General features: G+C 65.9%; 23 protein-coding genes. 7 read left to right on the forward strand and 16 right to left on the reverse strand.

Annotation, left to right across the window (positions count from 1 at the left end):
* Positions 1-119 precede the first annotated feature (119 nt).
* The 3 genes from lexA (at position 120) to QX124_RS23555 (ending at position 1,960) form a co-directional block, all read left to right on the forward strand.
* The gene (gene lexA, locus QX124_RS23545) at positions 120-818 is read left to right on the forward strand and encodes a transcriptional repressor LexA (protein ID WP_172109545.1); all 699 of its coding nucleotides are present in this window, start codon (positions 120-122) and stop codon (positions 816-818) included.
* 259 nt (positions 819-1,077) lie between these two features.
* Entirely contained in the window at positions 1,078-1,518 is a 441-nt protein-coding gene (locus tag QX124_RS23550) for a hypothetical protein (RefSeq protein WP_315798423.1), read from the forward strand.
* 223 nt (positions 1,519-1,741) lie between these two features.
* Positions 1,742-1,960: a hypothetical protein gene (locus tag QX124_RS23555; RefSeq protein ID WP_315798482.1), complete on the forward strand. Its 219-nt coding sequence runs from the start codon at positions 1,742-1,744 to the stop codon at positions 1,958-1,960.
* Here the strand turns inward: QX124_RS23555 and QX124_RS23560 are convergent.
* On the reverse strand, positions 1,915-4,206 hold the full coding sequence (locus QX124_RS23560; protein WP_315798424.1) for a ComEC/Rec2 family competence protein: 2,292 nt from the start codon (positions 4,204-4,206) through the stop codon (positions 1,915-1,917). The genes QX124_RS23555 and QX124_RS23560 overlap by 46 nt on opposite strands.
* Before the next feature lie 139 nt (positions 4,207-4,345).
* Between QX124_RS23560 and QX124_RS23565 the strand changes: the two genes are divergently transcribed.
* The gene (locus QX124_RS23565; protein WP_315738219.1) at positions 4,346-4,558 is read left to right on the forward strand and encodes a hypothetical protein; all 213 of its coding nucleotides are present in this window, start codon (positions 4,346-4,348) and stop codon (positions 4,556-4,558) included.
* 21 nt (positions 4,559-4,579) lie between these two features.
* Here the strand turns inward: QX124_RS23565 and QX124_RS23570 are convergent, their stop codons facing one another.
* Complete coding sequence (locus QX124_RS23570; RefSeq protein ID WP_315798425.1) at positions 4,580-6,268, reverse strand: glutamine--tRNA ligase/YqeY domain fusion protein; 1,689 nt, start codon at positions 6,266-6,268, stop codon at positions 4,580-4,582.
* A 136-nt stretch (positions 6,269-6,404) separates the two neighbouring features.
* Between QX124_RS23570 and gltX the strand changes: the two genes are divergently transcribed.
* A complete protein-coding gene (gltX, locus tag QX124_RS23575; protein WP_315780191.1) occupies positions 6,405-7,829 on the forward strand; it encodes a glutamate--tRNA ligase in 1,425 nt (474 codons plus the stop codon).
* Positions 7,830-8,132: 303 nt separating this feature from the next.
* On the forward strand, positions 8,133-9,437 hold the full coding sequence (gltA, locus tag QX124_RS23580) for a citrate synthase (RefSeq protein WP_315738222.1): 1,305 nt from the start codon (positions 8,133-8,135) through the stop codon (positions 9,435-9,437).
* Between the two features lie 120 nt (positions 9,438-9,557).
* On the opposite strand, the gene QX124_RS23585 is transcribed toward gltA, so the two are convergent.
* The gene (locus tag QX124_RS23585; protein ID WP_315798426.1) at positions 9,558-9,923 is read right to left on the reverse strand and encodes a response regulator; all 366 of its coding nucleotides are present in this window, start codon (positions 9,921-9,923) and stop codon (positions 9,558-9,560) included.
* Between the two features lie 136 nt (positions 9,924-10,059).
* On the opposite strand from QX124_RS23585, the gene QX124_RS23590 reads away from it, so the two are divergent.
* A complete protein-coding gene (locus QX124_RS23590) occupies positions 10,060-11,298 on the forward strand; it encodes a GAF domain-containing sensor histidine kinase (protein ID WP_315798427.1) in 1,239 nt (412 codons plus the stop codon).
* On the opposite strand, the gene lpxB is transcribed toward QX124_RS23590, so the two are convergent.
* The 13 genes from lpxB to tsf form a co-directional block, all read right to left on the reverse strand.
* Positions 11,299-12,486: a lipid-A-disaccharide synthase gene (lpxB, locus tag QX124_RS23595; protein WP_315798428.1), complete on the reverse strand. Its 1,188-nt coding sequence runs from the start codon at positions 12,484-12,486 to the stop codon at positions 11,299-11,301. It abuts the gene before it with no gap.
* The gene (locus QX124_RS23600; RefSeq protein WP_315738319.1) at positions 12,483-13,340 is read right to left on the reverse strand and encodes an LpxI family protein; all 858 of its coding nucleotides are present in this window, start codon (positions 13,338-13,340) and stop codon (positions 12,483-12,485) included. The genes lpxB and QX124_RS23600 overlap by 4 nt, the downstream gene beginning before the upstream one ends.
* Before the next feature lie 5 nt (positions 13,341-13,345).
* Entirely contained in the window at positions 13,346-14,155 is an 810-nt protein-coding gene (lpxA, locus tag QX124_RS23605) for an acyl-ACP--UDP-N-acetylglucosamine O-acyltransferase (RefSeq protein WP_315798429.1), read from the reverse strand.
* 29 nt (positions 14,156-14,184) lie between these two features.
* A complete protein-coding gene (gene fabZ / locus QX124_RS23610) occupies positions 14,185-14,643 on the reverse strand; it encodes a 3-hydroxyacyl-ACP dehydratase FabZ (RefSeq protein WP_315775037.1) in 459 nt (152 codons plus the stop codon).
* Positions 14,643-15,710, reverse strand: coding sequence for a UDP-3-O-(3-hydroxymyristoyl)glucosamine N-acyltransferase (gene lpxD / locus QX124_RS23615; protein ID WP_315798430.1), 1,068 nt, complete (start codon positions 15,708-15,710; stop codon positions 14,643-14,645). The genes fabZ and lpxD overlap by 1 nt, the downstream gene beginning before the upstream one ends.
* 117 nt (positions 15,711-15,827) lie before the next feature.
* A complete protein-coding gene (gene bamA, locus QX124_RS23620; protein WP_315798431.1) occupies positions 15,828-18,368 on the reverse strand; it encodes an outer membrane protein assembly factor BamA in 2,541 nt (846 codons plus the stop codon).
* 174 nt (positions 18,369-18,542) lie between these two features.
* On the reverse strand, positions 18,543-19,694 hold the full coding sequence (gene rseP, locus QX124_RS23625; RefSeq protein ID WP_315798432.1) for an RIP metalloprotease RseP: 1,152 nt from the start codon (positions 19,692-19,694) through the stop codon (positions 18,543-18,545).
* 39 nt (positions 19,695-19,733) lie between these two features.
* Entirely contained in the window at positions 19,734-20,957 is a 1,224-nt protein-coding gene (gene dxr / locus QX124_RS23630) for a 1-deoxy-D-xylulose-5-phosphate reductoisomerase (RefSeq protein WP_315798433.1), read from the reverse strand.
* Positions 20,958-20,999: 42 nt separating this feature from the next.
* Positions 21,000-21,866, reverse strand: a complete 867-nt coding sequence (locus QX124_RS23635; protein WP_315798434.1) for a phosphatidate cytidylyltransferase — start codon at positions 21,864-21,866, stop codon at positions 21,000-21,002.
* Entirely contained in the window at positions 21,863-22,621 is a 759-nt protein-coding gene (locus tag QX124_RS23640; protein WP_315775043.1) for an isoprenyl transferase, read from the reverse strand. Before QX124_RS23640 ends, QX124_RS23635 begins: the two co-directional genes overlap by 4 nt.
* Before the next feature lie 12 nt (positions 22,622-22,633).
* Positions 22,634-23,197 carry a ribosome recycling factor gene (gene frr / locus QX124_RS23645; RefSeq protein ID WP_315798435.1) on the reverse strand — a complete coding sequence of 188 codons (564 nt, stop codon included), beginning with the start codon at positions 23,195-23,197 and terminating at the stop codon, positions 22,634-22,636.
* Positions 23,198-23,356: 159 nt separating this feature from the next.
* The gene (gene pyrH / locus QX124_RS23650; protein ID WP_315738234.1) at positions 23,357-24,073 is read right to left on the reverse strand and encodes a UMP kinase; all 717 of its coding nucleotides are present in this window, start codon (positions 24,071-24,073) and stop codon (positions 23,357-23,359) included.
* Positions 24,074-24,145: 72 nt separating this feature from the next.
* On the reverse strand, positions 24,146-25,069 hold the full coding sequence (gene tsf / locus QX124_RS23655; protein ID WP_315711597.1) for a translation elongation factor Ts: 924 nt from the start codon (positions 25,067-25,069) through the stop codon (positions 24,146-24,148).
* Positions 25,070-25,166: the final 97 nt, after the last annotated feature.

Here is a 25,166-nt window from a genome sequence, read left to right on the forward strand (position 1 = left end):
TGTTTTTAGTATGTTGCGGGCGACGCGATGATGGTCCGACTCCAAGGCGCTCTCAGCCGGTTTGTGCTCAAGGCGCAGCTCCTGGACTCGGACGACAACAAACTGGGGACCAGGTCGAGATGCTGACGCGCAAACAGTACGAACTTCTGCGGTTCATCAACGAGCGGCTCAAGGAAGCCGGCGTGCCGCCGTCCTTCGACGAGATGAAGGATGCGCTCGATCTGCGCTCGAAGTCCGGCATTCATCGCCTGATCACGGCGCTCGAGGAGCGCGGCTTCATCCGCCGGCTGCCCAACCGCGCCCGCGCGATCGAGGTGATCAAGCTGCCCGAGCTGTCACAGGCCGCCAACAACCGCCGCGGCTTCACCCCATCGGTGATCGAGGGCAATCTCGGCAAGGTGCGCACCAGCACTCCCGCGCTGGACGATGGCGAGCGCCCCGTTGCGGTGCCGGTGATGGGCCGCATCGCCGCCGGTACCCCGATCGAGGCGCTACAGACGCGCAGCCACACCATCAGCGTGCCCGCCGACATGCTCGGCAACGGCGATCACTATGCGCTCGAGGTGCGCGGCGACTCCATGGTCGATGCCGGCATCCTCGACGGCGACATGGCGCTGATCCAGCGCAACGAGACCGCCGACACCGGCGACATCGTGGTAGCGCTGATCGACGATGAGGAAGCGACGTTGAAGCGCTTCCGCCGCCGCGGCGCATCGATCGCGCTGGAGCCGGCCAACACCGCCTACGAGGTCCGCATCCTGCCGCCGAACCGGGTGAAGATCCAAGGCAAGCTGGTCGGGCTGTATCGCAAGTACTGATCGCGGACGCGATCGGTCGATCGGCGACGGGCGCACGCGCTTCGCCGCCGATCGAAATTGGTCACACGCGAATGCACCTCAGGATGTGCAGCGCGGCATGCTCAAACGCTTGTGATCGCCCGCGGGCGCACGCGGTGCAGATCAGCGCAGAATTGCCGTGAAGCGCGCGCTAACATCACCATCGATGTCCACTCTGATAGAGGCCTGCGCCTGTCCGGGGGGAGCGTGGGTCGGCTATCTCTCAACGAGGAGCGATCCGATGTGTGACTACAGCCTCCATGCGGTTGCGTCCCGTCCCGCCAAGGTCGGCGAGACGTTGATCTCGATGACCTTCCGCGGCACCGCCACCCGCGGCTTCGCCCTCGAGAGCGAGCCGACCGTCGCCGTCTGCATGCTGCCCGGCACCGAGTTGGCATTTGTCGAGGACGTCCGCTACGACAGCCGCTGGCTCTGGACCCGGACGATCCGCGAGCGCGTCGCGAAGTTCAACAGCATCGAGACGCACATCCCCGATCGCCATCACGACGCGATCGAATTCGCCGACGGCCGCCACGTGCTGGTGACCCAGCTCTGCGAGGGCCAGCGCGTCACCGTGCTACAATTGCCGGTCAGCAAGCAGCCGGCCGAGCGCCGCCCGGGCATGGCGGAGGACGTTCCGGCTTCGCAGGCCACACCGATTCGCCGCATCAGCATCACCTGAGCGCCTGCGCGTCCGCATTTCTCTCGGTCATGAGCGAGCTTTCGGCCGGGGGAGATTTGGTTTCTGCAAGCGCAAGGTCCTTTCGGGCGAACCTCACGCTCCGGCATCGCATCGAATAGGAACGACATCCCTCGGCCGGCATTGTGTGCCGGGGGAGCTTGCCGCCGCGGTCAACAAGATCGATTGGAACAAGGCCGACCGGATCACCGAGCCCGGCCGCTACATGCTTGCGTTCGGATGGCTAACGGTCACGGTTGATGACATCGCCGTCTGGCAACGATATCCGGGCGCTGCGTTCACGCTGGTCGAAGGTCCCTCGCTGTTCGATGGACCCGACGACACCGAGTATCATCTCAGCACGTTGTATCATCTCAGCACGTTCGAGCTGTCCGGCGCTCAATCCTGCTCGCCCTGCTCCGTCTCCGGCGGCGTCGCGTCCTGAAGCCGCGACACCGGCGCACGCGGCGTCAGCGTCGTGTCGAACTCGCCGGCCTCGGCGGGCGCCGGCCACCACGGGCGGTCGGTGCCGCCGGCGCGCACCGGCGTGACGGAGAAGCCGGTGCCCCGCTGCACCAGCATCAAGGCGCCCTGCTGCTGCAGGCGCTGGCGATCGATGACGGCCGCCGCGCAGGATGACGGCGCGGCGCGCGCGGTGACGATCAGCGCGGCACGGGCGCAATCATCGTCGAGCGCCTCGGCGCGCAGGGTCAAGGCGGCGAATCGGCCGTCGACCATCGCGACCACGCAGCCCGCCTCGTCGCAGGAGACGCCATCGGCGAGCGATGAATCCGCCGGCAGCCGGGCATCGGCGTCGGCCGCGAGCCACTCCTTGGTGGCGAACACGTCCTTGCCGGTGCGCATCACATGCAGGCGTCCGTCACGACCGCGCACCGCCACCGCACGCCCATCGCCGGCGATCAGGACATCGGGCAGCGGCGTCGTGGCGGCCCACGCGGTGGCCACCACGAGCCCGACGGCACCCGACCAGCGCAGCGGTGTGCGCAGCAGGCCGATCAGGATGACGCCGAGGCTGGCCAGGATCAGCGGACCGATGCCGAAGCCCGGGATGCGCCCGACCGCGCCAGGCAGCGCCGCCACCCAGCGCGTCACCGCGATCATCCAGTCGATGCCGAGGCCCATCAGCGTCCACCAGGGACCGTCGAGCCCGAACGGCGCCGCCAGCAGGCCGAGCAGTCCGGCGGGCATCACCAGCACCGAAACCACCGGCATCGCCGCGAGATTGGCGAGCACGCCATAGGGCGTGACGCGATGGAAGTGGAACGCGGCATAGGGCGTGGTCGCAAGCCCCGCGATCAGCGAGGCCAGCAGCAGCATCGCGAGCTCGCGGCCGCCCCACAGCGCGATGCGCTGCGTCGTGGAGCTGTCCGGCGTCGCAAACAGTTTGGGCAGGCCGAACTGCACCAGCGCGACCAGGCCGAGCGTCGCCGCGAACGACATCTGGAAGCTCGGATGCACCAGCGCTTCGGGTGCCGCGATCAGCACGATCATCGCCGCGACCGCGAGCGTGCGGAAGGTGACGGCGCGGCGATCGACCATGACCGCGATCAGCACCACGGCCGTCATGAAGAACGATCTCTGCGTCGCGACCTCCGCGCCCGACAGCAGCAGGTAGAACGCCGCCGCGACCAGCGCCGCCGCGGCCGCCCATTTCTTGATCGGATGGCTCACGGTCAGACCTGGGATCAGCGCCAGCAGCGCGCGCACGGCGAAGAACACGACGCCGGCGACGACGGCCATGTGATAGCCTGAGATCGACAGCACGTGGCCGAGGCCGGAGACGAACATCGCATCGTTGACATCGGGCGTGATGGCGTCGCGCCGGCCGGTCAGCAGCGCGGTGGCGATGGCGCGCTCATCGTCCGTCAGACGGGCGCGGATGCGTGCGTCGATCGCATCGCGCAGGCCCTGCATGGCCGCCGCATAGCCCAGGCCGAAGCCGGCGGCCTGCGGCGGCGTCGCCGTCGTGATCGCGCCCATCACGAAGCCGGAGGCGCCGATGCCCTGGAAGAACATGTCGCGCGCGAAGTCGTAGGATCCCGGCCGCACCGGGGCCATCGGCGGCAGCAGCCGCGCCTTGAGCTGCACGAAGCTGCCGACCTCGGGCGCCGTGCCCTTACGCACCGCGAGCCGCACGCGCGCGAGGCTGATGCTGCTGCGCTGGCTCTCCATCGCGGCGACGCGCAGCACGATCCGATCGCTGCGTTCGCGGATGTCGCGCGCCTCGACGAAGCCGGACAGCGCCACCGAATACAACGGCCGCGCCAGCACCGGATGTGCGACACGCGCGGTCTTGATGGTCGCCGCGGCAAAGCCGCACGCTGCAGCTGCGATCATCACGGCAACCGGAAACATCCGATGCCGCCGCATCATGATGGCGACGATGCAGAGCAGCGCCGCGGTGGTGGCGGCGATCCAGAGCACCGGCTCGTGATCGGCGGTGAAGTACAGCGCGATGCCGGCCCCGAACGCCACCGGCACCCAGGGCAGCAGCCGGCCCGCCCCGGCCTCCTCGACCGCCCAGCTCTTCAGGCGGGCGGCGAATGCCGACGACGCGCCGGACCCGATCGCGGGCCAGCCGCCGGCCAGCGCGCCGCGCGGCGGCCAGACATCGGCCATCGCGCCCGCGATCCCGCGACGCCCTCCCGGCGGCCTGACCGGCTCCGCCATTGCCCACACCACCCGTTACTTCACGGGCATGGAGGCTAGCGAAACCACGGGGAATCCGACTAGCGGAACGGAACGAGAATCCAATCCCGGTGCCGGGAACGTCATTGGAACTTTCGGCACCGCACGGGCTTATGCGGGTATGGACCACCATGACAATGACGATCCCTTTGCCGACCTCGCGCTCGACACGGCGATCCACCTGCGCTGGACGTTGCGGGACATCAAGGCCCACCGGCTCACGCTCTCCCCCGTCGCCGACGATGATCTCTCGCTCCTCGCGGAGCGCGGCCTGGTGGAGGTCAGCGATGGCGTGCCAACGCTGACCGAGGCCGGCCTCGCAGCGATCAATTGAGCTGCGGCTGCGGTCCCCATCTCATCCCTTCGCGACCTCCTTCGCAAAGGTGTCGCGCAGGCCGATGGTGCGGTTGAACACGAGCTTGTCGGGCGTCGAATCCGGATCGCGGACGAAGTAGCCCTGGCGCTCGAATTGCATCGGCGCGTCCGAATTGCTCTCGGCGATCGCCGGCTCGATGCGCGCGTCGGTCAGGACCTCGAGCGAGTTGGGATTGAGATCGGCGGTGAAGTCGGCCGCATTGGGGCTCGGATTGGCGAACAGCTGGTTGTAGAGGCGGATCTCGGCGGTCAGCGACTGCGCAGCGGGCAGCCAGTGCATCGTCGCCTTGACCTTGCGTCCATCCGGCGCGTTGCCGCCCTTGGTCGCGGGATCATAGGTGCAACGCAGCTCGACGATCTCGCCGGCGTCGTTCTTGATGACGTCGCGGCACTTGATGAAATAGGCGTAGCGCAGCCGCACCTCGTTGCCCGGCGACAGCCGGAAGAACTTCTTCGGCGGGTTCTCCATGAAGTCGTCCTGCTCGATATAGAGCTCGCGGCCGAAGGCGATCCTGCGCGTGCCGGCTGCGGGATCGTCGGGGTGGTTGATCGCATCGAGCTCCTCGACCTGGCCTTCCGGATAATTCTCGATCACTACCTTCAGCGGCCGCAGCACGGCCATCCGACGCAGCGCCGTGCGGTTCAGCTCCTCACGAATGCAGAATTCGAGCATGCCGACGTCGACGATGCTGTTGGCCTTGGCGATGCCGATGCGCTTGATGAACTCGCGCACCGCAGCCGGCGGCACGCCGCGCCGCTTCAGGCCGGCGATGGTCGGCATGCGTGGATCGTTCCAGCCTGAGACATGGCCGTCCTGCACCAGCCGCGTCAGCACGCGCTTCGACAGCAGCGTGTAGGTCAGGTTGAGCCGCGCGAACTCGTACTGGTGCGGATGCGACGGCACCGGCAGCTTGTCCAGGAACCAATCGTAGAGCGGCCGGTGGTCCTCGAACTCGAGCGTGCAGATCGAGTGCGTCACGCCCTCGATCGCGTCCGACTGCCCGTGGGCGTAGTCGTAGCTCGGATAGATCTTCCAGGCGTCGCCGGTGCGCGGGTGATGGGCGTGCATGATCCGGTACAGCACGGGGTCGCGCAGGTTGATGTTGCCGGCGGCCATGTCGATCTTGGCGCGCAGCACGCGCGCGCCGTTCGGGAATTCGCCGGCCTTCATGCGCCGGAACAGGTCGAGATTCTCCTCGACCGTGCGGTCGCGGAACGGGCTGTTCTTGCCGGGCTCGGTGAGCGTGCCGCGCGACAGGCGGATCTCCTCCTGCGACTGGTCGTCGACATAGGCGAGCCCGGCCTTGATCAGCCCTTCCGCCCAATCGTAGAGCCGCTCGAAATAATCCGAAGCGAAGAACAGGTTGTCGCCCCAGTCATAGCCGAGCCAGCGCACGTCGGCCTGGATGGAATCGATATATTCCTGCTCTTCCTTGGTCGGATTGGTGTCATCGAAGCGCAGATTGCAGCGGCCGCCGAACTCCTGGGCAATGCCGAAGTTGAGACCGATCGACTTGGCATGGCCGATATGCAGGTAGCCGTTCGGCTCCGGCGGGAACCGGGTGACGATCGTCTTGTGCCTGCCGCTGTCGAGATCGGCCTGGACGATGTCGCGGATGAAGTCGCGCCCTGCCTCTGCCGTCGTCGCCGTGTCTGTCGTCGTGGTCATCAAGAATATCCTGCTCCGGAATTTGGCAGCCTATCTGCCAAATCCGCTTCCCCCAAGGAAGGCTTTAGTTATGCGATAGGCCTGCTATACACCCCCCGCCCTTCATAGCCCCTGCCTGGATTTCGTGCTGCCGCCCATGACCTCCCCGATCGTCACGCGCTTTGCCCCCTCCCCGACCGGCTTTCTCCACATCGGAGGCGCCCGGACGGCCCTGTTCAACTGGCTGTATGCGCGGGGCCGCGGCGGCAAGATGCTGCTGCGGATCGAGGACACCGACCGTGAGCGCTCGACCACGGCGGCCATCGACGCCATCCTGGACGGCCTGAAATGGCTCGAGCTCGATTGGGACGGCGAGGTCATCTACCAATATAGCCGCGCCGCGCGCCATCGCGAGGTCGCCGAACAACTGCTCGCCAGCGGCATGGCGTATCGCTGCTATGCCACCGCCGAGGAGCTGGCCGCGATGCGCGAAAAGGCGCGCGCGGAAGGCCGCACCCGGCTCTACGACGGCATGTGGCGCGACCGCGATCCAAAGGAGGCGCCCGAAGGCGTCAAGCCGACGATCCGGCTGCGCGCGCCGCTGACCGGCGAGACCGTGATCGAGGATCAGGTCCAGGGCCGCGTGGTCTGGCAGAACGAGAACCTCGACGACCTCGTGCTGCTGCGAGGCGATGGCAATCCGACCTACATGCTGGCGGTGGTCGTGGACGACCACGACATGGGCGTCACCCACGTCATCCGCGGCGACGACCATCTGATCAACGCCGCGCGCCAGAAGCAGATCTACGATGCGCTCGGCTGGACGGTGCCGTCGATGTCGCACATCCCGCTGATTCACGGGCCGGACGGCTCGAAGCTGTCGAAGCGCCACGGTGCGCTCGGCGTCGACGCCTACCGTGCGATGGGATATCTGCCGTCGGCACTGCGCAATTACCTGGTGCGGCTCGGCTGGAGCCATGGCGACCAGGAGATCTTTTCGACCGAGGAGATGATCAAGGCGTTCGACCTGCCGGCGATCGGCCGCTCGGCGGCGCGGTTCGACTTCGCCAAGCTCGAGAACCTCAACGGCCACTATATCCGCCACAGCGACGATGCGGCGCTGGTGCGCCAGTTCGAGGACGTGCTGAATTACGTGCCGAACGGCGCGGCTCTCAAGGCCAAGCTCAACGACGCCACGCGCGCGCAGCTCACCCAGGCGATGCCCAGCCTCAAGGAGCGCGCCAAGACGCTCTTGGAGCTGATCGACGGCGCCGCCTTCATCTTTGCCGACCGGCCGCTTCCGATCGACGCCAAGGCCGCCGCCCTGCTGACGCCGGACAGCCGTGCCTTGATCGGCCGGCTGCATGAGGCGCTGGCCGCTGTCGAGTCCTGGAGCGGACCGGCCACGGAAGCCGCGCTGCGTGCGTTTGCTGAAGCCAACAATCTCAAGCTGGGCGCGGTGGCGCAGCCGCTGCGCGCGGCGCTCACCGGCCGAACCACCTCACCCGGTATTTTCGACGTTCTGGCGATCCTGGGGCGTGATGAATCCTTGGGCCGTCTGGAGGACCAGACCACCTCATAAGGTCGCATTGCTCCCCATCTTGCAGCGCACAGGGCAATACGATACGCATTTGCGCGGCACCCACTGGTTTTCCCGGCTCGGACATTCTTCATACGTTGCGGCGGGCTCGTTGACGGATGTTAGGGCCGAAGGACACTAGTAAGTATAAGATTCCAGTACGGTTTCGGATTTGACCCTCGCTTAAGCTGTTGGCAGCGACAGTGACGCGAATGTCAAAGCCACCGCACTAGATAAAGTCCACCTGCCCTGCCATCTCTCAAAAAGAACAAGGGCCAAGCCTAACGATCTCATCGGGGACAAACGATGGACGCAAAATCCGCAAGCAAGACCGCGACCCTCACCGTCGGCAACAAGAATTTCGATCTTCCGATCCTGAGCGGCACCGTGGGTCCCGACGTCATCGACATCGGCAAGCTCTACGCCCAGACCGGGATGTTCACCTATGACCCGGGCTTCACCTCGACCGGCAGCTGCCAGTCCAAGATCACCTATATCGACGGCGACGCCGGCGTCCTGGAATACCGCGGCTACCCGATCGAGCAGCTCGCCGAGAAGGGCGACTTCCTGGAAACCTGCTATCTGCTGCTGTACGGGGAGCTTCCGACCAAGGCCCAGAAGCAGGATTTCGACTATCGCGTGACCCATCACACGATGGTGCACGAGCAGATGTCGCGCTTCTTCCACGGCTTCCGCCGTGACGCGCATCCGATGGCGGTCATGGTCGCTTCGGTCGGCGCGCTCGCCGCGTTCTACCACGACTCCACCGACATCAACGATCCGAAGCAGCGCATGATCGCGTCGATGCGGATGATCGCGAAGATCCCGACCCTGGCGGCGATGGCCTACAAATACACCATCGGCCAGCCCTTCGTTTATCCGAAGAACTCGCTCTCCTTCGCCGAGAACTTCCTGAACATGTGCTTCGCGGTGCCGTGCGAGGAGTACAAGCCGAACCCGGTTCTCGCCGACGCGCTCGACAAGATCTTCATCCTGCACGCCGATCACGAGCAGAACGCCTCGACCTCGACGGTGCGCATCGCCGGCTCCTCGGGCGCCAACCCGTTTGCCTGCATCGCCGCCGGCATCGCCTGCCTGTGGGGTCCGGCACACGGCGGCGCCAACGAGGCCGCGCTGAACATGCTGGCCGAGATCGGCACCGTCGACAAGATTCCGGACTTCATCGCCAAGGTGAAGGACAAGAACAGCGACGTGCGCCTGATGGGCTTCGGCCATCGCGTCTACAAGAACTACGACCCGCGCGCCAAGATCATGCAGAAGATGTGTCACGCGGTGCTCAAGGAGACGGGCCACGCCGACGATCAGATGCTCAAGGTCGCGATGGAGCTCGAAAAGATCGCGCTCAGCGATCAGTACTTCATCGAGCGCAAGCTCTATCCGAACGTCGACTTCTACTCGGGCATCACCCTGAAGGCGATGGGCTTCCCGGTGTCGATGTTCACGGTGCTGTTCGCCGTCGCCCGCACCGTCGGCTGGATCAGCCAGTGGAGCGAGATGATCGAGGATCCGCAACAGAAGATCGGCCGTCCGCGCCAGCTCTACACCGGCGTCACGACGCGCAACTATGTCGACATGGACAAGCGCGGCTGAGCCGCACCGCAGCGCAATTCCGCTCTCGAACGGCGCCGTCGATCCCGACGGCGCCGTTTCGTTTGTGAGGTCGCACCTTTCTGAGCACCTTTCTAACTCGCGGCACCAGTCGGGAGTGCATCAGGCCAGCGCCTCGAGATGAGACCTGAGCTGCTCGGCCCCATATGGCTTGGCAAGGAAGCGCGCGCCCGACGGCAATTCCGAAGGGGTCACCTGACCTGACGTCACTAGGAGCGCAACCGGGGGCCAGCGGTCCCTGATGACGGCGACCAACCGAAGGCCGTCCATCGAACCGGGCATTTGGATATCCGTGAAAACGACCGATACACGGTCACATCGCTCGAGAAGCGAAATGGCCTGATCGGCGTCAACGGCCTCGATGACGTCGAAACCGAGGTCTCTGATCATGTCGACAGCGTTGGCGCGGATCAGCCCCTCGTCCTCAACGACCAGAACTGTTTTTCTTGTGAGCCGACCGCGGGACACTCTGTCTCCTGTCCAATGTCATTCAATCGCACGACGATCATTTTGTTCCGGCGAACGTTCCGGGGCTCAATGCGTTGAACGGTGCAAATTGAAGACACGACTTGCATCCTGGATCGGGGACCAGCTCGAGCATACGATGACGACCAATCCCAACCCGGACGTCCATGCTGTCCAGCAGCTCGACGCCGTTCCCAAAATTCTGGACTCGGTGAGCAGGATCACCGGGATGGGATTCGTTGCGGTCGCGCGCGTGACCTCGGGTCGATGGGTCTGTTGTGCGGTCCGCGACGACATCAATTTCGGCCTGAAAGAGGGCGGCGAGCTGCGCGTCAAGACGACGATCTGCAGCGAGGTCCGGGAGCGCGGCGAAGCTGTCGTCATCGGCGACGTCGAGACAGATCGCATGTTTCGCGATCACCCGACGCCAAAGCTCTACGGCTTTCGCAGCTACATCTCCGCTCCGATCACCCTGTCCGACGGGACCATCTGGGGCACCCTGTGCGCGATCGATCCAGCGCCGCGCGAGCTGGACCGGCCCGAAATCCTCAGCACGTTTCAGCTGTTCGGGGAGTTGATCGCGGCCCAGCTGGAGCTTCATCAGCGCTTCGCGCTCAGTCAGGCCAGCCTCGGCCTCAGCGAGAAGAGCAGGTTTTCGATCGAGCAACGGCTCAAGATCACCGAGGCCAATCTGCTCGACGAGCGCCGGACCGCCGAGCTGAGAGAGCAATTCATCGGCGTTCTCGGCCATGACCTCCGCAATCCGCTGGCCTCGATCGACGCCGGAATGCGCGTGCTGCTGCGCAACCAGGACAGCGCCAGAGCGCCCGAGATCATTTCGATGATTCAGAAATCAGTCATGCGCATGGCCGGACTGGTCGACAACATCATGGATTTCGCCCGGGGGCGCCTCGGCGGCGGCCTGACGATCAAGCCCGACGCGCGGCAACCGTTGGCGCCGGTGATCGAGCAGGTCGTCTCCGAGATCCGGCTGGCTTGGCCCGATCACGAGATCGAGACCCACATCGACATCGCGGAGCCGGTCAAATGCGACCGCAGCAAGATCGGACAATTGTTCTCGAACCTGCTCGGCAATGCCATCTCCTACGGCGACAAGGACAAGCCGATCCAGGTCTCCGCAACGACGAGCGAGGGCTGTTTCGTGCTGGATGTCACCAATCACGGGCCGCCGATCTCGGACAAGGCGATGCAGAATCTGTTCAAGCCCTATATGCGCGGCGAGCGTCCAAGCCAGCATGGTCTCGGGCTTGGACTCTACATCGCTTCCGAGATTGCGCGAGCGCATGACGGCACGCTGCAGGCCACCTCGACCGAGGACAGAACGACCTTCGAATTCAAGATGCCGCTTCAGGCCTGATCAGCGCCGCCCGCTGCGCATCGTCGCCAGCACGATGTCGGCCGCGCGCACGCTCGGCGAGGCCGCGCCCGTGGACATGATCGCGTCGAGGCGATCGAATGCCTCGACCTGGCGCGCTCGTATCGGACCGTCGCCCAGGAGATCGGCGAGAACGGGCGCGAGATTGTCGGCCGTGCAGGCTTCCTGAAGGAACTCCGGAATGACGTTCTCGCCGATCACGAGATTGGCGAGAATGACCGATTGCACGTTGACGACTCGCCGGAGAATGAACGCCTCGATCTCGCCGACGCGATACGCGGTCACCATCGGCACGCCGGACAGCGCGAGCTCCAGGGTTACCGTGCCGGACTTGGCGAGCGCGGCGCGCGCGCGCCTGAAGGCTGCCCGCTTCTCGGACTCGCCCGTGACGATCTCCGGAACGAGCGGCCAGTTTGCGACTCCGGCCCGCACCGCGGCTTCGAGATGCGGGATGGTGGGCAGCACGGCTTCGAAGGCCAGGTTTTGGGCGCGCAGCCGCGCCAATGTCTCGCCGAACACGGCGATGTGGCGAGCGACCTCGCTGCGCCGGCTGCCAGGAAGCACCAGCAGAACGGGAGGGTCGGCATCTCGGCGCGCCTGCTCTGCCGCATTGGGGCGCAGGCTGGCGAGCTGCTCGATCAGGGGATGGCCGACATAGGTGCAGGGCGGACCATTGAGCCTTCGGAACGCCTCCGGCTCGAACGGCAGCAAGCCCAGCACGTGATCGACGTAGCCGCGCATCGCGCCCGCCCGGCCCGGGCGCCACGCCCATACGGTCGGTGCGACGTAGTTCACGATCGGAATCTCGGGATCGCGCGCGTGAACCCGCTTCGCCACGCGCTGGGTGAAGTCGGGACTGTCGATGATGACGAGCACGTCGGGCTGGGCCGCAACGATCGCGTCAACCGTGCCGCGGATCAGGCGGAGGATCTTGGGCAGTTGCTTCAGCACCGCCGCGAAGCCGACGATCGAGAGCTCCTCGATCGGAAACAGCGAGACGAGCCCCTCGCGTGTCATGCCGCGGCCGCCGACGCCGGAGAATTCGACGCCGTCGCCGAGCCGCTGGCGCAGCACCTTCATCAGGCTGGCGCCGAGGCGATCCCCGGACTCTTCGGTCGCGACCAGGCAGATCCTGCGCATGGCCGCGCCTGCCAGAGGCCGCGCCGTCACGCAGTGACGCCCGTGATGAACACGCCTGCCCGATCGGCGGCAGCCACTGTCTCCTGGGGATCGGCGAGCAGCGTATAGGCGGCCGCGACGGCGACTCCGGCGAGACCCGCGGCTGAAAGCCCCTCGACGGTGCGCGGGCCGATGGTCGGCAGGTCGTAGCGAAGATCCTGGCCGGCCTTGGGCGCCTTCACCAGCACGCCGCGCCCGGCCGCAGCACGAATGCGGCGATCGGCACGCAGCCGCGCCACGCGGGCCAGCAGCCCGTCGGTGCCCTCGATGTCCTCGAGCGCAACGACGTGGCCGTCGATCACGACCACCGCCTGCCCGACATCGAACGGCGCCATCGCGCGCAGCACGGCGAGCCCCTTGGCGATGTCACCGGTCACCAGATCGTTGGGCCCGCTCCGCGTCAGCCGCCCTTCGGGCACGAGCAGATTGGGGGCGACGTCCTTGACGCCGATCATGTGAAAGCCGTGGCGCTCGAAGATGCGGCCAACGCCGGACAGCAGATGATCGTCGCCGCCGCGAAAGGCCGACCAGATGTAGGGCAGCTCGCGCAGCGTGCCCCAGTCGAAACGGATCTCCGACACCGCCGGACGAACGAGGTTGCCGATGAACATCAGGTCACGGACACCCTCGGCCTTGAGCAGCTTCAGGGCATTGCCGAGCTGGCCGAGGCCGATCCAGTGATGCCGGAAACGCGCCAGCGGCTTCGGATCGCAGATGCCCTTCAGGGCGAACAGCACCGGCGTCCGGCCGCGCGCGACGATCTCGTCGGCGACCGCAAAGGGCAGCACCCCGCCCGCGGCGATCATGCCGATCGGCGGCGTGGTCTCGGCAGCCGGCGTCCCCATCGCGCTCAAGGCTCGATCGTCGGCCTGCCGATCTCGGGCAGGCACAAGGCGCGATGTCGGCCGCCGTCGATGAAGGCGAGGATCTCGGCAATGGCGGGATCCTCGCCGGCGAGCGGCCGCACCGCCGCGAGGCGGTCGGCGAGCACGCCGGGACCGTGGAACAGCTTCTGGTAGAAGGCACGCACCGTGGCGAGGCGCTCGCGGGTGAACTTGCGGCGCTTCATGCCGATGACGTTGAGACCTTCGAGCGCGGCATACTGGCCGTTGACCAGGCCATACGGAATGATATCGCCGCGCACGCCGCAGACGCCGCCGACCATCACGCCATGGCCGATGCGGGTGAACTGATGCACCGCCGAGAGACCGCCGATGTAGACGGAATCGCCGACCTCGACATGGCCGCCGAGTGTGGCCGAGGTCGCGAAGATCACGTTGTCGCCGACGACGCAATCGTGGGCGACATGGGCATTGTTCATGAAGAACCCGGCATTGCCGACCCTGGTCAGGCCGCCGCCCTTGGTGGTGCCGATGTTCATCGTCACGCCTTCGCGGAAGGTGCAGCCGGAGCCGATCTCAAGCCGATGCGGCTCGCCGCGATAGCTGAGATCCTGCGGCGCGCCGCCGAGCACGACGAAGGGCGAGATCACGTTGTCGTCGCCGAGCGTGGTGTGGCCCATGATCTGGACGTGGCTGATCAGTCTGCAGTTGGCCCCGATCACGACGTTGGGGCCGACGATGCAGTAAGGACCGATCACGGTCCCCTCACCGATGACGGCGCCATCCTCGACGCGTGCGGTGGGATCAATCTTGCTCATGTCGACGCAATCAACTTTCTACCAGCCCGTCAGTCGGTCAGCATCGCGCCGACATCGGCCTCGGCGACGACGACGCCGTCGACCTTGGCATCGCCGTGGAACCACCACATCGTCTTGCGCCGGCCGATCGAGCGCATGTGGTACTCGATGGTCTGGCCGGGCAGCACCGGCTTGCGGAACTTGCACTTGTCGATGGTGAGGAAATACACCGCGCGCGGCTTTTCCGTGCCCTCGACCGACTTGATGCCGATCACGCCGGCGGTCTGGGCCATGCCCTCGATCATCAGCACGCCCGGATAGACCGGCCGCTCCGGAAAGTGCCCCTGGAAGCAGGGCTCGCCGATCGACACGTTCTTCACGCCGATGCCGCTGTAGTCGGCCCGGATGTTCTTCACGCGGTCGATCAGGAGAAATGGATAACGGTGCGGTAGCGTCTTGAGAATCTCGTTGATGTCGACGTCCGCAAACTTGATGGGTGACTCCTCCATCACTCCCGTCCCTCGTCCCTGTTCGTCGCGGTCGAATCCCGCACCAGCCGTTCCACCGCAACGATCTCGCGGAACCACTGCTTGGTCGGCTTGGCGAAGAAACCGCCCCACCGGCCGTTCGGCGGAATGTCGTCCTTGACGCCGCTCATCGCGGTCACCTGCGCACCATCGCCGATCGTCAGGTGATTGTTGATGCCAACCTTCGCCCCGAGCGCAACGTTGTCGCCGATCGTGAGACTTCCTGCCAGCCCGATCTGGGCCGCCAGCAGGCAATGCCGCCCGATTGTGACATTGTGGCCAATCTGCACCTGGTTGTCGATCTTGGTGCCTTCGCCGATGACCGTGTCGCGCAGGCTGCCCCGGTCGATCGTCGTGCCGGCGCCGACCTCGACATGGTTCTGGATCAGAACCCGCCCGGTCTGCGGCACCTTGGTGTGCCCGTCCGCGCCGAAGAAGATGAAGCCGTAGCCGTCCTGGCCGATGCTGCAGCCGGGATGGATCAGAACGTCATTGCCGATCAGCGCGCACTGGATGACGGTGCGGGCGCCGACATTGCAGTCGCGACCGATCTTGACGTGGGGGCCGATCACGGCACCCGCGCCAACGATCGTCCCCGAGCCGATCTCGACATGGGCGCCGATCACCGCCAGCGGCTCGACGATGACGCCGTCCTCCAGGCGCGCGGTGGGATCGATGATGGCTTGGGGCGAGATTCCGTCGTCGCCGAACCAAGGCTGCGGCCGCAGTGCGTCGGCATGGAACTCACGCGCGAGCTGCACGAAGGCGCGGAACGGCTGATTGGCGCGAAGCACTGCGACATGGGACGGCACGCGCGCCTCGAATCGCGGACTGACCAGGCAGGCGCCCGCTTTGGTCCCGGCGAGCTGGTCGGCGTATTTGAGGTTGTCGAAGAATGCCAGATGCATCGGACCGGCCTCGTCGAGCGACGCCAGTCCCTTGACGACCTGCTCGCCGCGGGATGGGTCGACCAGGGTGGCCTTGGCGGCGGCGGCGATCGCCGCCAGGGTCGTGGGCGGCGGCGATTGGAAGAAGGTCGGCTGGGCCATTCCGTCGTACTCTCAAGACAAAAAGTCAGAGCCCGGCTCCGGTGTCCCGGAACCGAGCTCCCATTTCTTACACCGGCGAGGTTGGTCGATGCCAACCCGGATTCGATCGGCCCAGGCTCAGAACGAGGTACCGCCGCCGAACCGGAATTCCTGCGTCCGGTCGAACTGCCCCTTGGTGAGCGGGATCGCGTAGTCGAAGCGCAGCGGACCGAACGGCGACGCCCACACCAGACCCACGCCGACCGAGGTCCGGACCTTGTTCTGGTCATCGAACTGCAGACCAAGGCAGGTGCCGGCGTTGTTCGGGTTGCGCGTCGGCTTGATACAGCCGGGGGTATTAACCTCGCCCGTCGCAGCCCAGGACGTCGGACCCTGATAGCCCCACAGGCCGCCAGCGTCGGCGTAGACGGCCCCCTTCAGGCCCGTCTCCTTGGGCAGGAACCAGAACGGCATCTGCAGTTCGAGCGAAGCGCCCCAGTACTTGGTGCCGCCCAGCGCGTCCTGCGTGCCGAACGGATTGATATCGCGCGGACCAATGCCGTTCGGAGCGAAGCCGCGAACCAGGTTTGGACCCATCTGGAAGTGATCGAGCATGCGCAGCTGCGTATTGCCGATCTTGTTCAGGATGCCGCCCTGGAGGTGGACGATGCTGACGATGTCCGACACCAGCGGGGTGAAGTACTTCGCATCGAACGCGGTCTTCAGGTACGACACGTCGCCGCCGACACCAGCGAAGTCCTGCTTGAAGTCGACCAGCAGGCCGTCGGTCGGGTTCTTGTTGTTGTCGAGCGTGTTGTAGTTCAGCGTGTAGCCGAGTGCCGAGGTCAGCGTCGCGCCGTTCGCCAGCTCCTGGCGCACCGGCAGCGAGGCCTCGCCGTTGGCAAAGCAGCCGAGACCGCCGTTCGGATCGGCGAGACCATTGGCATTGATGAACGCCGGCGTCGGATTGAACGGCACGAAGCGGTTGCCGATCAGGGTGCCGGCCGCGACGTTGTTACAGTCCGACAGCGTCGCCGGCAGCGAGATCTCCTGGCGATAGATCGAGTAGCGCAGCTGCAGCGACAGGTCTTCCCGCAACTGGAAGCCGAGGCGCGGGCTGAAGCCGAGCGTCTTGGTGCCGTAGGAGATGAAGTTGTTGGCGAGCTGCTGGCGCTGGTAGAGGTCGAGGCCCAGCGCGACCCGGTAGTCGAGCAGATAGGGCTCGACGAACGACAGCGAGTAGCCGCGGGCGAACTGGCCGTAGGTCACCGACGCCTTGGCGAACAGGCCGCGGCCGAGGAAGTTGCGCTCGGAGATCGAGACCTCGGCGAGCGCACCGTCCGTGGTCGAATAACCGCCGGAGATCGAGAAGTCGCCGGTCGACTTCTCTTCCAGGTTGACGTTCAGGACCACGCGGTCGCTCGAAGAGCCCGGCTCGGTGACGATCTTCACGTCCTTGAAGAAGTCGAGGTTCTTCAGGCGGCGCTCGGCACGATCCACCAGGGCGCGGTTGTAGGCGTCGCCCTCGGAGATGTCGAACTCGCGGCGAATGACGTAGTCACGGGTGCGGGTGTTGCCGCGAATGTTGATGCGCTCGATATAGGTGCGCGGGCCCTCGTCGACGGCGAAGACGACCGACACGGTGTGGGCCTCGAAGTTGCGATCGCCGCGCGGACGGACCACCGCGAACGCGTAGCCGCGCCGCGAGGCCTCGATCTGCATTTCCTCGACCGACTTCTCGATGTTCTCGACGTTGTAGAGCGAGCCGACGCTGACGCGCGAATAGCCGCGCAGCGTGGTGGCGTCGAGCGTTGCGATCGACGACTGGAAGTCGACCGAACCGACCCGGTACTGCTGGCCTTCCTCGATCTTGAAGGTCACGAGGAAGCCCTTGCGCTCCGGATCGTACTCGCTGAGCGCAGCCACAACCTGTACGTCGGCATAGCCATTCTTCAGGTAGAAGCGGCGAATGAGGTCGCGGTCGGCCTCGACACGGTCCGGATCGTAGACGTCGCCCGAGCCGAGGAAGCTCAGGAGGTTGGTCTCGCGGGTCTTGATGACGTCCTTGAGGCGATAGGACGAGAAGGCGTTGTTGCCGACGAACTCGATCGACTTCACGCCGGTCTTGGCACCTTCCTCGACCGTGAAGATCAGGTCGACGCGGTTGTTCGGCTGCTCGATCATTTCCGGCGTGACGCGCACGTCGTAACGGCCCGAGCGGCGGTAGATCTCCGCGATGCGCTGGGCGTCGGACTGCACCATCGGACGCGACAGCGTGCCGCGCGGCTTCGACTGCACTTCCGCCTGGAGCTGCTCGTCCTTGACCTTCTTGTTGCCCTCGAAAGCGACGCGGCCGATCACCGGGTTCTCGACGACCGTGACGATCAGGCGCCCCCCCTGGCGATTGATCTTCACGTCGGAGAACAGGCCGGTCTCGATCAGCGCCTTGAGGCCGTCGTCGACCCGGCCGGCGTCGAGCGTCCCGCCGGGGCCCGGCTTGAAGTACGAGCGGATGGTCTCCAGCTCGACGCGGCGGTTACCGACCACTTCGATCGAGTTGACCGTCTGAGCCGCAGCTGGCGACGAAAGAACCACGCTCGCCAGCGGCAAAGCCACCGGTCCGGCGAACATGATAAAGGCGGCCGCCAAGCCCCCCCGCACCCGCAATCCGAACTTCATGCGCTACGCGCCCTTATATTCCGTTGCCGGTTCCGTACCCCTACGAACCCGACAGATTCCCATTTGTCGTTCGCTTGTAGCCAATTTGGACCCGACGGCAAACGCCGGATCTCTCTGAATTTTCAAATTCGTTTCAAAACGTTGCCCAACGGCCACGTCGTAAAAAAGCCGCGCTCAGGACCCGGCGAGGTGAAGGATATCGTTATAGGTTGCAAAGACCATGAGCATGAGGACCAGCCCGAGGCCGATTCGGAACCCCATCTCCTGCGCCCGCTCGGACAGCGGCCGGCCGCGGACGGCCTCGACCCCATAGAACAACAGGTGCCCGCCATCGAGCAGCGGAACCGGGAACAGGTTCAGGAGCCCGATCGAGACCGAAAGCGTCGCGCACAGTTGCACAACGAACTGGAAGCCGAGGCTGGCCGCCTGCCCCGAGAGTTGTGCGATTCGGATCGGTCCGCCGACGTCGCCGGCACTCCCGGCGCCCGCGAACAGCGAGGCGATGAACTTGAAGGTCGTGGAGATGATGAACCAGACCTGCTCGAAGCCGATCTTGATCGATTCGAGGAACCCGACCGGGATCGACCGCGATTCGTCCGGCTTGGCGTTGTACTGGATGCCGAGCACGCCGATCCGGTGGCTGTTGCCGAACAGGTCCTTGACCTCCTTCAGCGCCGGCGTCGCCTTCAGGGTGAGTTCCGTGCCGTCACGCTTGATCAGGAAGGACAATTCCGTGCCGGCGTTGACCGAGACGACCCGCTGCATGTCGGCGAAGGTCTCGATCGCCCGGCCATCGATGGCGGCGATGACGTCACCGTCCTTGAAGCCGGCGGCGGCCGCGACGCTGTCCGACTGCACCGCATCGACCCGCGGGGTCGTGTTCGGCTTGCCGAAATACAGCGCCATGCCAGCGAAGATGATGACCGCCAGGATGAAGTTGGCGATCGGGCCGGCCGCGACGATCGCAGCGCGCTGGCCGACGGTCTTGTGGTGGAAGCTGTCGGCGCGCTCCTCGGCCGTCATCTTGGCGAGCGCCTCGGCCGACGGCGTCGAGGCCTCGGATTCGTCGCCGAAGAACTTCACGTAGCCACCGAGCGGGATCGCCGAGATCTTCCAGCGGGTGTTGTGGCGGTCGTTGAAACCGATCAGTTCTGGGCCAAATCCGAGCGAAAACGTCAACACCTTCACGCCGGCCCAGCGCGCGATCAGGAAATGGCCGAGCTCATGGAAGAACACCACGATCGTCAGCACGAACAGGAACGGGACGATGTAGCCGAGAAGGCCATGGCTCAACGTATTGAAGATATGGTGGAAAAATTCCGACATCGATGACCTTCCCGATGGGCCAGAGGCCCGTCCAACCCTTTAAGATGCTTTTGCGGCGATTTGAGGCAAGAGGCCGGAGGCCCTTTTTCGCGCGTCATGGTCAATGGCGATGGCGTCGTCCGCCGAGGTCAACGGTGCCAGATTACCTGATCGGGCCCATGCTTCGAGGGTTGCCTCGACCAGTCGGGCAATAGCACCGAACCGGATATGACCAGCGATGAAGGCCGCGACGGCGACTTCGTTGGCCGCATTGAACACCGTCGTCGCGCCGCGCCCGGTGCGCAGCGAATCGTAGGCCAGCCGCAGACCGGGGAACCGCTCGAAGTCCGGCGCCTCGAAAGTCAGGGTGCCGATCTTGGCGAGATCGAGCCGGGCCGACGGGCCCTTGATACGCTCCGGCCAGCCAAGGCAGTGGGCGATCGGAATGCGCATGTCGGGCGCGCCGAGCTGCGCCACCACCGAGCGATCCGAGAACTCGACCATGCCGTGGACGATGGACTGCGGGTGGACCAGGACGTCGATCTCGTCGGGCGACAGCGCGAACAGGTAGGACGCCTCGATCACCTCGAGGCCCTTGTTCATCATCGAGGCCGAATCGATCGTGATCTTCTGGCCCATGCTCCAGTTCGGATGCTTCAGCGCCTGCGCCAAGGTCGCCTGCTCGATGTCGCCAGCCGCCCAGGTGCGGAACGGACCGCCGGAGGCGGTGATGATCACCCGCACCAGCTCCTCGCGATTGCCCGAGGACAGCGCCTGGAACAGCGCGTTGTGTTCCGAATCGGCCGGCAGGATGCAGGCGCCGGCCCGGGCGGCCCGCTCCATGAAGAAGTCGCCGGCACAGACCAAGCATTCCTTGTTGGCGAGCGCCACGGTCGCGCCGCGGTCGACCGCGGCGAGCGCCGGCTTGAGGCCGGCGGCGCCGGAGACGGCCGCCATGACCCAGTCGGCGGGACGGGCTGCCGCCTCGATGATGGCGCTCTCCCCTGCCCCGCATTCGATCCCGGTGCCCGCCAGTGCGTCACGCAGCTCATCGAGCCCCGCCGGATCGGCCACCGCGACGAAGCGCGGGCTGAACTCCCGGGCCAGCTTCACCAGGCCCTGGACGTTGCTGTTGCCGGTCAGCGCCTCGACCCGGTAGCGCTCCGGCGCGCCGCGCACGAGATCCATGGTCGAATCGCCGATCGAGCCGGTGGCGCCGAGCACGGTGACGCTGCGCACCTCCGCGATACCGGCCTTGTTGTTCCGCAATGGCACTGCGCTCATGTTCTCACCAAAACATTATCGACCGGTCAGCCGCGCTGCCGATCACCAAACCAGAAGACCGCGGCCGACGCCATCGAGGCCGCCGCGCAGCAAACCGAGGACCGCGGCGACAACGATTGCCGCGACATAGCCGTCCAGGCGATCCATTAGGCCGCCATGGCCGGGAATGATGTGACTGGAGTCCTTGACCCCGAAGTGCCGCTTCACCGCAGATTCGAGCAGGTCGCCGAGCTGCGAGACCACCGACAGCACTGCTGCCAGCACGAGAATCGTCACCAGTCCGCCGGCGCCCGCCAACGACCAGCCGGCCGCGGCAGCAAGGCTGGCCGCGAAGCCGCCGATCGCGCCGGCCCAGGTCTTGTTCGGGCTGATCCGCGGCGCGAGCTTCGGCCCGCCGATGCTGCGGCCCGCAACGTAGCCGCCGATGTCGCTGGCCCACACGACCAGAAACACCAGCACCAGCGCATGCCATCCCTCGGCGGCATCGAAGCGCACCAGCACCGAGCCGAGCTCGGCAGCGGCGGCGTAGGCGAAGCCGGCGGCCACCCAGGCGCGGCGTCCCGCATCAGCCAGCGCCGTGACCACGACGAGGCCAAGGGCGAGCACGACGACGGCGAAGTCGATCAGGCCGAATGCGCAGCAAATGCCGGCAACGCCAATGGCCAGGGCTCCGGCCGTGCCGACGCTGGCCTTGCGGACCTCGCCCACCACCATCAGCCATTCGAGATACAGGCCGACCGCGACGATCGTGACCAGTGCGGTCCAGAACACGCCGCCGCCATAGGCAGCGCCGAGCGCCAGCGGCACCAGCACGAGCGCCGCCGCAACCCGCATCACCAGATTGCTGGGCGCAGCCTGCTTCGGCTGCCCGCCGGCGTCTCCCACGGCTGCGGTATCCGGTTTGGTCACGAGGCGGTTTTCGCCACGAGACCGCCGAAGCGGCGTTCACGCCGGCCGAACTCGGCGATCGCGCCCTCCAGCGCGGCCTTGTCGAAATCGGGCCAATGGATCGGCACGAACACCAGCTCGCTATAGGCCGCCTGCCACATCAGGAAGTTCGACAGCCGCTGCTCGCCGCTGGTGCGGATGATGAGATCGGGATCGGGAACATCGGGCGCATCGAGATGGGCACCGATCGCGTCGGCATCGATCGAGGACGGATCGCGCCGGCCCTCGGCGACCTCGCGCGCCAGAAGCTGGGCCGCGCGCGCGATCTCCTGGCGCGAGCCGTAGTTGAAGGCGACCACCAGCGTCAGCTTGGTGTTGCCCCGGGTCAGCTCCTCGGCCTCGCTCAGGAGCGCGCAGATGTCGGGCTCGAGCCCGTCGCGCTCACCGATCACCCTGACGCGCACACCGTCGCGATGCAGGGTTGCGAGATCGTTGCGGATGAAGCGGCGCAGCAGGCCGAACAGATCGCCGATCTCGCTCGCCGGGCGTGACCAGTTCTCGGACGAAAACGAGAAGATGGTGAGATAGCGAATGCCGAGCTCAGGCGCGGCGCGCACCACGCGGCGCAGCGCCTCGACGCCGCGGCGATGCCCTTCCGCTCGCGGCAGCCCGCGCGCCGCAGCCCAGCGACCGTTGCCATCCATGATGATGGCAACGTGGGCCGGGCCGTCGGAGCGTTCCGGCGCCTCCGTCACGGGGGCCGCGGCATTGGACATCAAAAACATCCTTCAGACGGTGAGGATTTCCTTTTCCTTCGCCGCCAGCAGCTGGTCGATCTCCGAGACCACGCTGTCGGTCGCCTTCTGCACGTCGGCAGCGAGGCGCTCCTGATCGTCCTCGGACATCTCGTGATTCTTCTCGAGCTTCTTGAGGGTATCGAGACCGTCGCGGCGGACATGGCGGACAGCGACGCGCGCGGCCTCGGCATATTTGTGCGCGACCTTCACCAGCTCCTTGCGGCGCTCCTGGTTGAGCTCGGGAATGCGAAGCCGGATCACCTGACCTTCGGTCGCCGGCGACAGGCCGAGATTGGAATCCACGATCGCCTTCTCGACCGCCTTCACCATCGACTTGTCCCAGACCTGCACCGACAGCAGACGCGGTTCGGGCACGGAGACGGTGGCGAGCTGGTTGAGCGGCATGTGCGAGCCATAGGCTTCGACCTGGACCGGCTCCACCATCGACGCCGAGGCGCGGCCGGTGCGCAGGCCGCCGAGCTCGTGCTTCAGCGCCTGGGTCGCGCCCTGCATGCGGCGCTTCAGTTCGTTGAGATCGAAATTGCCCGTGGACATCACGCTTTCCTTTCTGCAACCCGGTCGCTGCGGCCGTTCTGCCGGGCCTTGGAGGGCCAGCGGCCGGACTCGCGCAACTCCCGGACGAATTCCTGTTTCGCTTACGCTTCTACCGCAGGCTGGGGATCGGTCCAACACCGGCTGCCGACGGTGCCGGGATCACCCCGCGACGATGGTGCCGCGCCCTTCGCCCCGCAGCATCGCACCGATCGAGCCGGGTTCGGCAATGGAGAAGACAATGATAGGCAGCGATGTTTCCCGGGCAAGCGCGAATGCAGTCGCGTCCATGACCTTGTAGCCGCCCTCGATGGCCTGCGAATGGGTCAGACGGTCGAAGCGCTTGGCAGCCGGATCCTTCTTGGGATCGGCACTATAGACGCCGTCGACATTGGTGGCCTTCAGCACGGCCTGCGCGCCGATCTCGGCCGCCCGCAACACGGCGGTGGTATCGGTGGTGAAATAGGGATTGCCGGTGCCGCCCCCGAGCACCACGATGCGCCCTTCGGCCAGCGACTTGTGCGCTGCAGCGCGCGTGAACAGCTCGCAAACCTCCGGCATCACGAAGGCCGAGAGCGCCTGCGCCGGGGTACCCTTGCGCTGAATCGCGGCTTCGAGCGCCAGGCAGTTCATGACGGTCGCGAGCATGCCCATCGTGTCGCCGGTCGGGCGCGATACGCCCTGCGACGAGACCTCGACCCCGCGCACCATGTTGCCGCCGCCGACGACGACGGCAATCTCGACGCCCAACTTCTGAGCCGCAATGAGGTCGTCGGCGATGCGGTCGATGGTCGGCTGGTCGATGCCGAAGGAATGAGGGCCCGCGAGATATTCGCCGGACAGCTTGACCACGACGCGACGATAGACCGGCTCAGCCATGTGCCAATGCTTCCCTGTCTCGCGCGTTGGGATCCGGCGCACGCATGCGCCGGATCGAACCAGGTTCAGTCGTTACTTCTTGCCGCTGGCGGCGGCGACTTCGGCAGCGAAGTCGGTCTCTTCCTTCTCGATGCCCTCGCCGAGGGCATAGCGGACGAAACCGGCGACCTTGATCGGACCACCGACCTTGCCTTCGGCTTCCTTCAGCGCCTGCGCGACGGACTTGCCGCTGTCGTGGATGAAGGCCTGCTCGAGCAGGGTGACTTCCTTGTAGTAGGTCTTCAGACCGGACTCGACGATCTTCTCGATCACGTTTTCCGGCTTGCCCTGCTGACGATATTTGTCGGCGAGCACGTCCTTCTCGCGCTTGACGAGTTCCGGATCGAGACCGGCCGCATCGATCGCCTGCGGATTGGCCGCGGCGACATGCATCGCGAGCTGGCGGCCGAGCACGGCGAGCTCGTCGGTCTTGCCGGGCGACTCCAGCGCCACGATCACGCCGAGCTTGCCGGCACCCTCGATGACGGCGCCATGGACGTAGCTCGACACGACGCCCTGGCTCACTTCGAGCGAAGCCGCACGCCGCAGCGTCTGGTTCTCACCGATGGTGGCGATCGAATCGGCAATCGCGGCCTCGACCGTGATGCTGCCCACCTTGGCGGCCTTGATCTTCTCCACGTCGGCACCGACGTCGAGCGCGACCTGGGCGATCATCTTGACCAGGCCCTGGAAGTGCTCGTTGCGGGCGACGAAGTCGGTCTCGGAGTTGACCTCGACGACCACGCCCTTCTTGCCCGAGGTCAGCGCGCCGATCAGGCCCTCGGCCGCAACGCGACCGGCCTTCTTGGCGGCCTTCGACAGGCCCTTCTTGCGCAGCCAATCCTGCGCGGCCTGCATGTCGCCGCCGTTCTCGGTGAGCGCGGCCTTGCAGTCCATCATGCCCGCGCCGGTCGACTCGCGCAGGTCCTTCACCATCGCTGCGGTGATGTTAGCCATTGTTGAACGTCCTTTTGCCTGTCCAAAGCGCGACGCAGCGGATGGCTGGTCGCCGCCCGCTGCCAGGAAAAACCTATCTCAGTCGCGATGGCCGGCG

The organism is Bradyrhizobium sp. SZCCHNRI3043, assembly GCF_032377735.1.
Taxonomy (GTDB): Bacteria; Pseudomonadota; Alphaproteobacteria; order Rhizobiales; family Xanthobacteraceae; genus Bradyrhizobium.

Bases quoted from the DNA above. Each gene is read 5' to 3' on its own strand.
- QX124_RS23640 (WP_315775043.1), bottom strand. From the start codon at position 22,621: ATGTCCAATGCCGCGGCCCCCGTGACGGAGGCGCCGGAACGCTCCGAC.
- QX124_RS23550 (WP_315798423.1), top strand. From the start codon at position 1,078: ATGTGTGACTACAGCCTCCATGCGGTTGCGTCCCGTCCCGCCAAGGTC.
- QX124_RS23590 (WP_315798427.1), top strand. From the start codon at position 10,060: ATGACGACCAATCCCAACCCGGACGTCCATGCTGTCCAGCAGCTCGAC.
- pyrH (WP_315738234.1), bottom strand. From the start codon at position 24,073: ATGGCTGAGCCGGTCTATCGTCGCGTCGTGGTCAAGCTGTCCGGCGAA.
- rseP (WP_315798432.1), bottom strand. From the start codon at position 19,694: ATGTCGGAATTTTTCCACCATATCTTCAATACGTTGAGCCATGGCCTT.
- QX124_RS23565 (WP_315738219.1), top strand. From the start codon at position 4,346: ATGGACCACCATGACAATGACGATCCCTTTGCCGACCTCGCGCTCGAC.
- gltA (WP_315738222.1), top strand. From the start codon at position 8,133: ATGGACGCAAAATCCGCAAGCAAGACCGCGACCCTCACCGTCGGCAAC.
- bamA (WP_315798431.1), bottom strand. From the start codon at position 18,368: ATGAAGTTCGGATTGCGGGTGCGGGGGGGCTTGGCGGCCGCCTTTATC.
- frr (WP_315798435.1), bottom strand. From the start codon at position 23,197: ATGTCCACGGGCAATTTCGATCTCAACGAACTGAAGCGCCGCATGCAG.
- QX124_RS23555 (WP_315798482.1), top strand. From the start codon at position 1,742: ATGCTTGCGTTCGGATGGCTAACGGTCACGGTTGATGACATCGCCGTC.
- QX124_RS23560 (WP_315798424.1), bottom strand. From the start codon at position 4,206: ATGGCGGAGCCGGTCAGGCCGCCGGGAGGGCGTCGCGGGATCGCGGGC.
- fabZ (WP_315775037.1), bottom strand. From the start codon at position 14,643: ATGGAGGAGTCACCCATCAAGTTTGCGGACGTCGACATCAACGAGATT.
- lpxD (WP_315798430.1), bottom strand. From the start codon at position 15,710: ATGGCCCAGCCGACCTTCTTCCAATCGCCGCCGCCCACGACCCTGGCG.
- lpxA (WP_315798429.1), bottom strand. From the start codon at position 14,155: ATGAGCAAGATTGATCCCACCGCACGCGTCGAGGATGGCGCCGTCATC.
- dxr (WP_315798433.1), bottom strand. From the start codon at position 20,957: ATGAGCGCAGTGCCATTGCGGAACAACAAGGCCGGTATCGCGGAGGTG.
- lexA (WP_172109545.1), top strand. From the start codon at position 120: ATGCTGACGCGCAAACAGTACGAACTTCTGCGGTTCATCAACGAGCGG.
- QX124_RS23600 (WP_315738319.1), bottom strand. From the start codon at position 13,340: ATGGGGACGCCGGCTGCCGAGACCACGCCGCCGATCGGCATGATCGCC.
- tsf (WP_315711597.1), bottom strand. From the start codon at position 25,069: ATGGCTAACATCACCGCAGCGATGGTGAAGGACCTGCGCGAGTCGACC.
- gltX (WP_315780191.1), top strand. From the start codon at position 6,405: ATGACCTCCCCGATCGTCACGCGCTTTGCCCCCTCCCCGACCGGCTTT.
- QX124_RS23570 (WP_315798425.1), bottom strand. From the start codon at position 6,268: ATGACCACGACGACAGACACGGCGACGACGGCAGAGGCAGGGCGCGAC.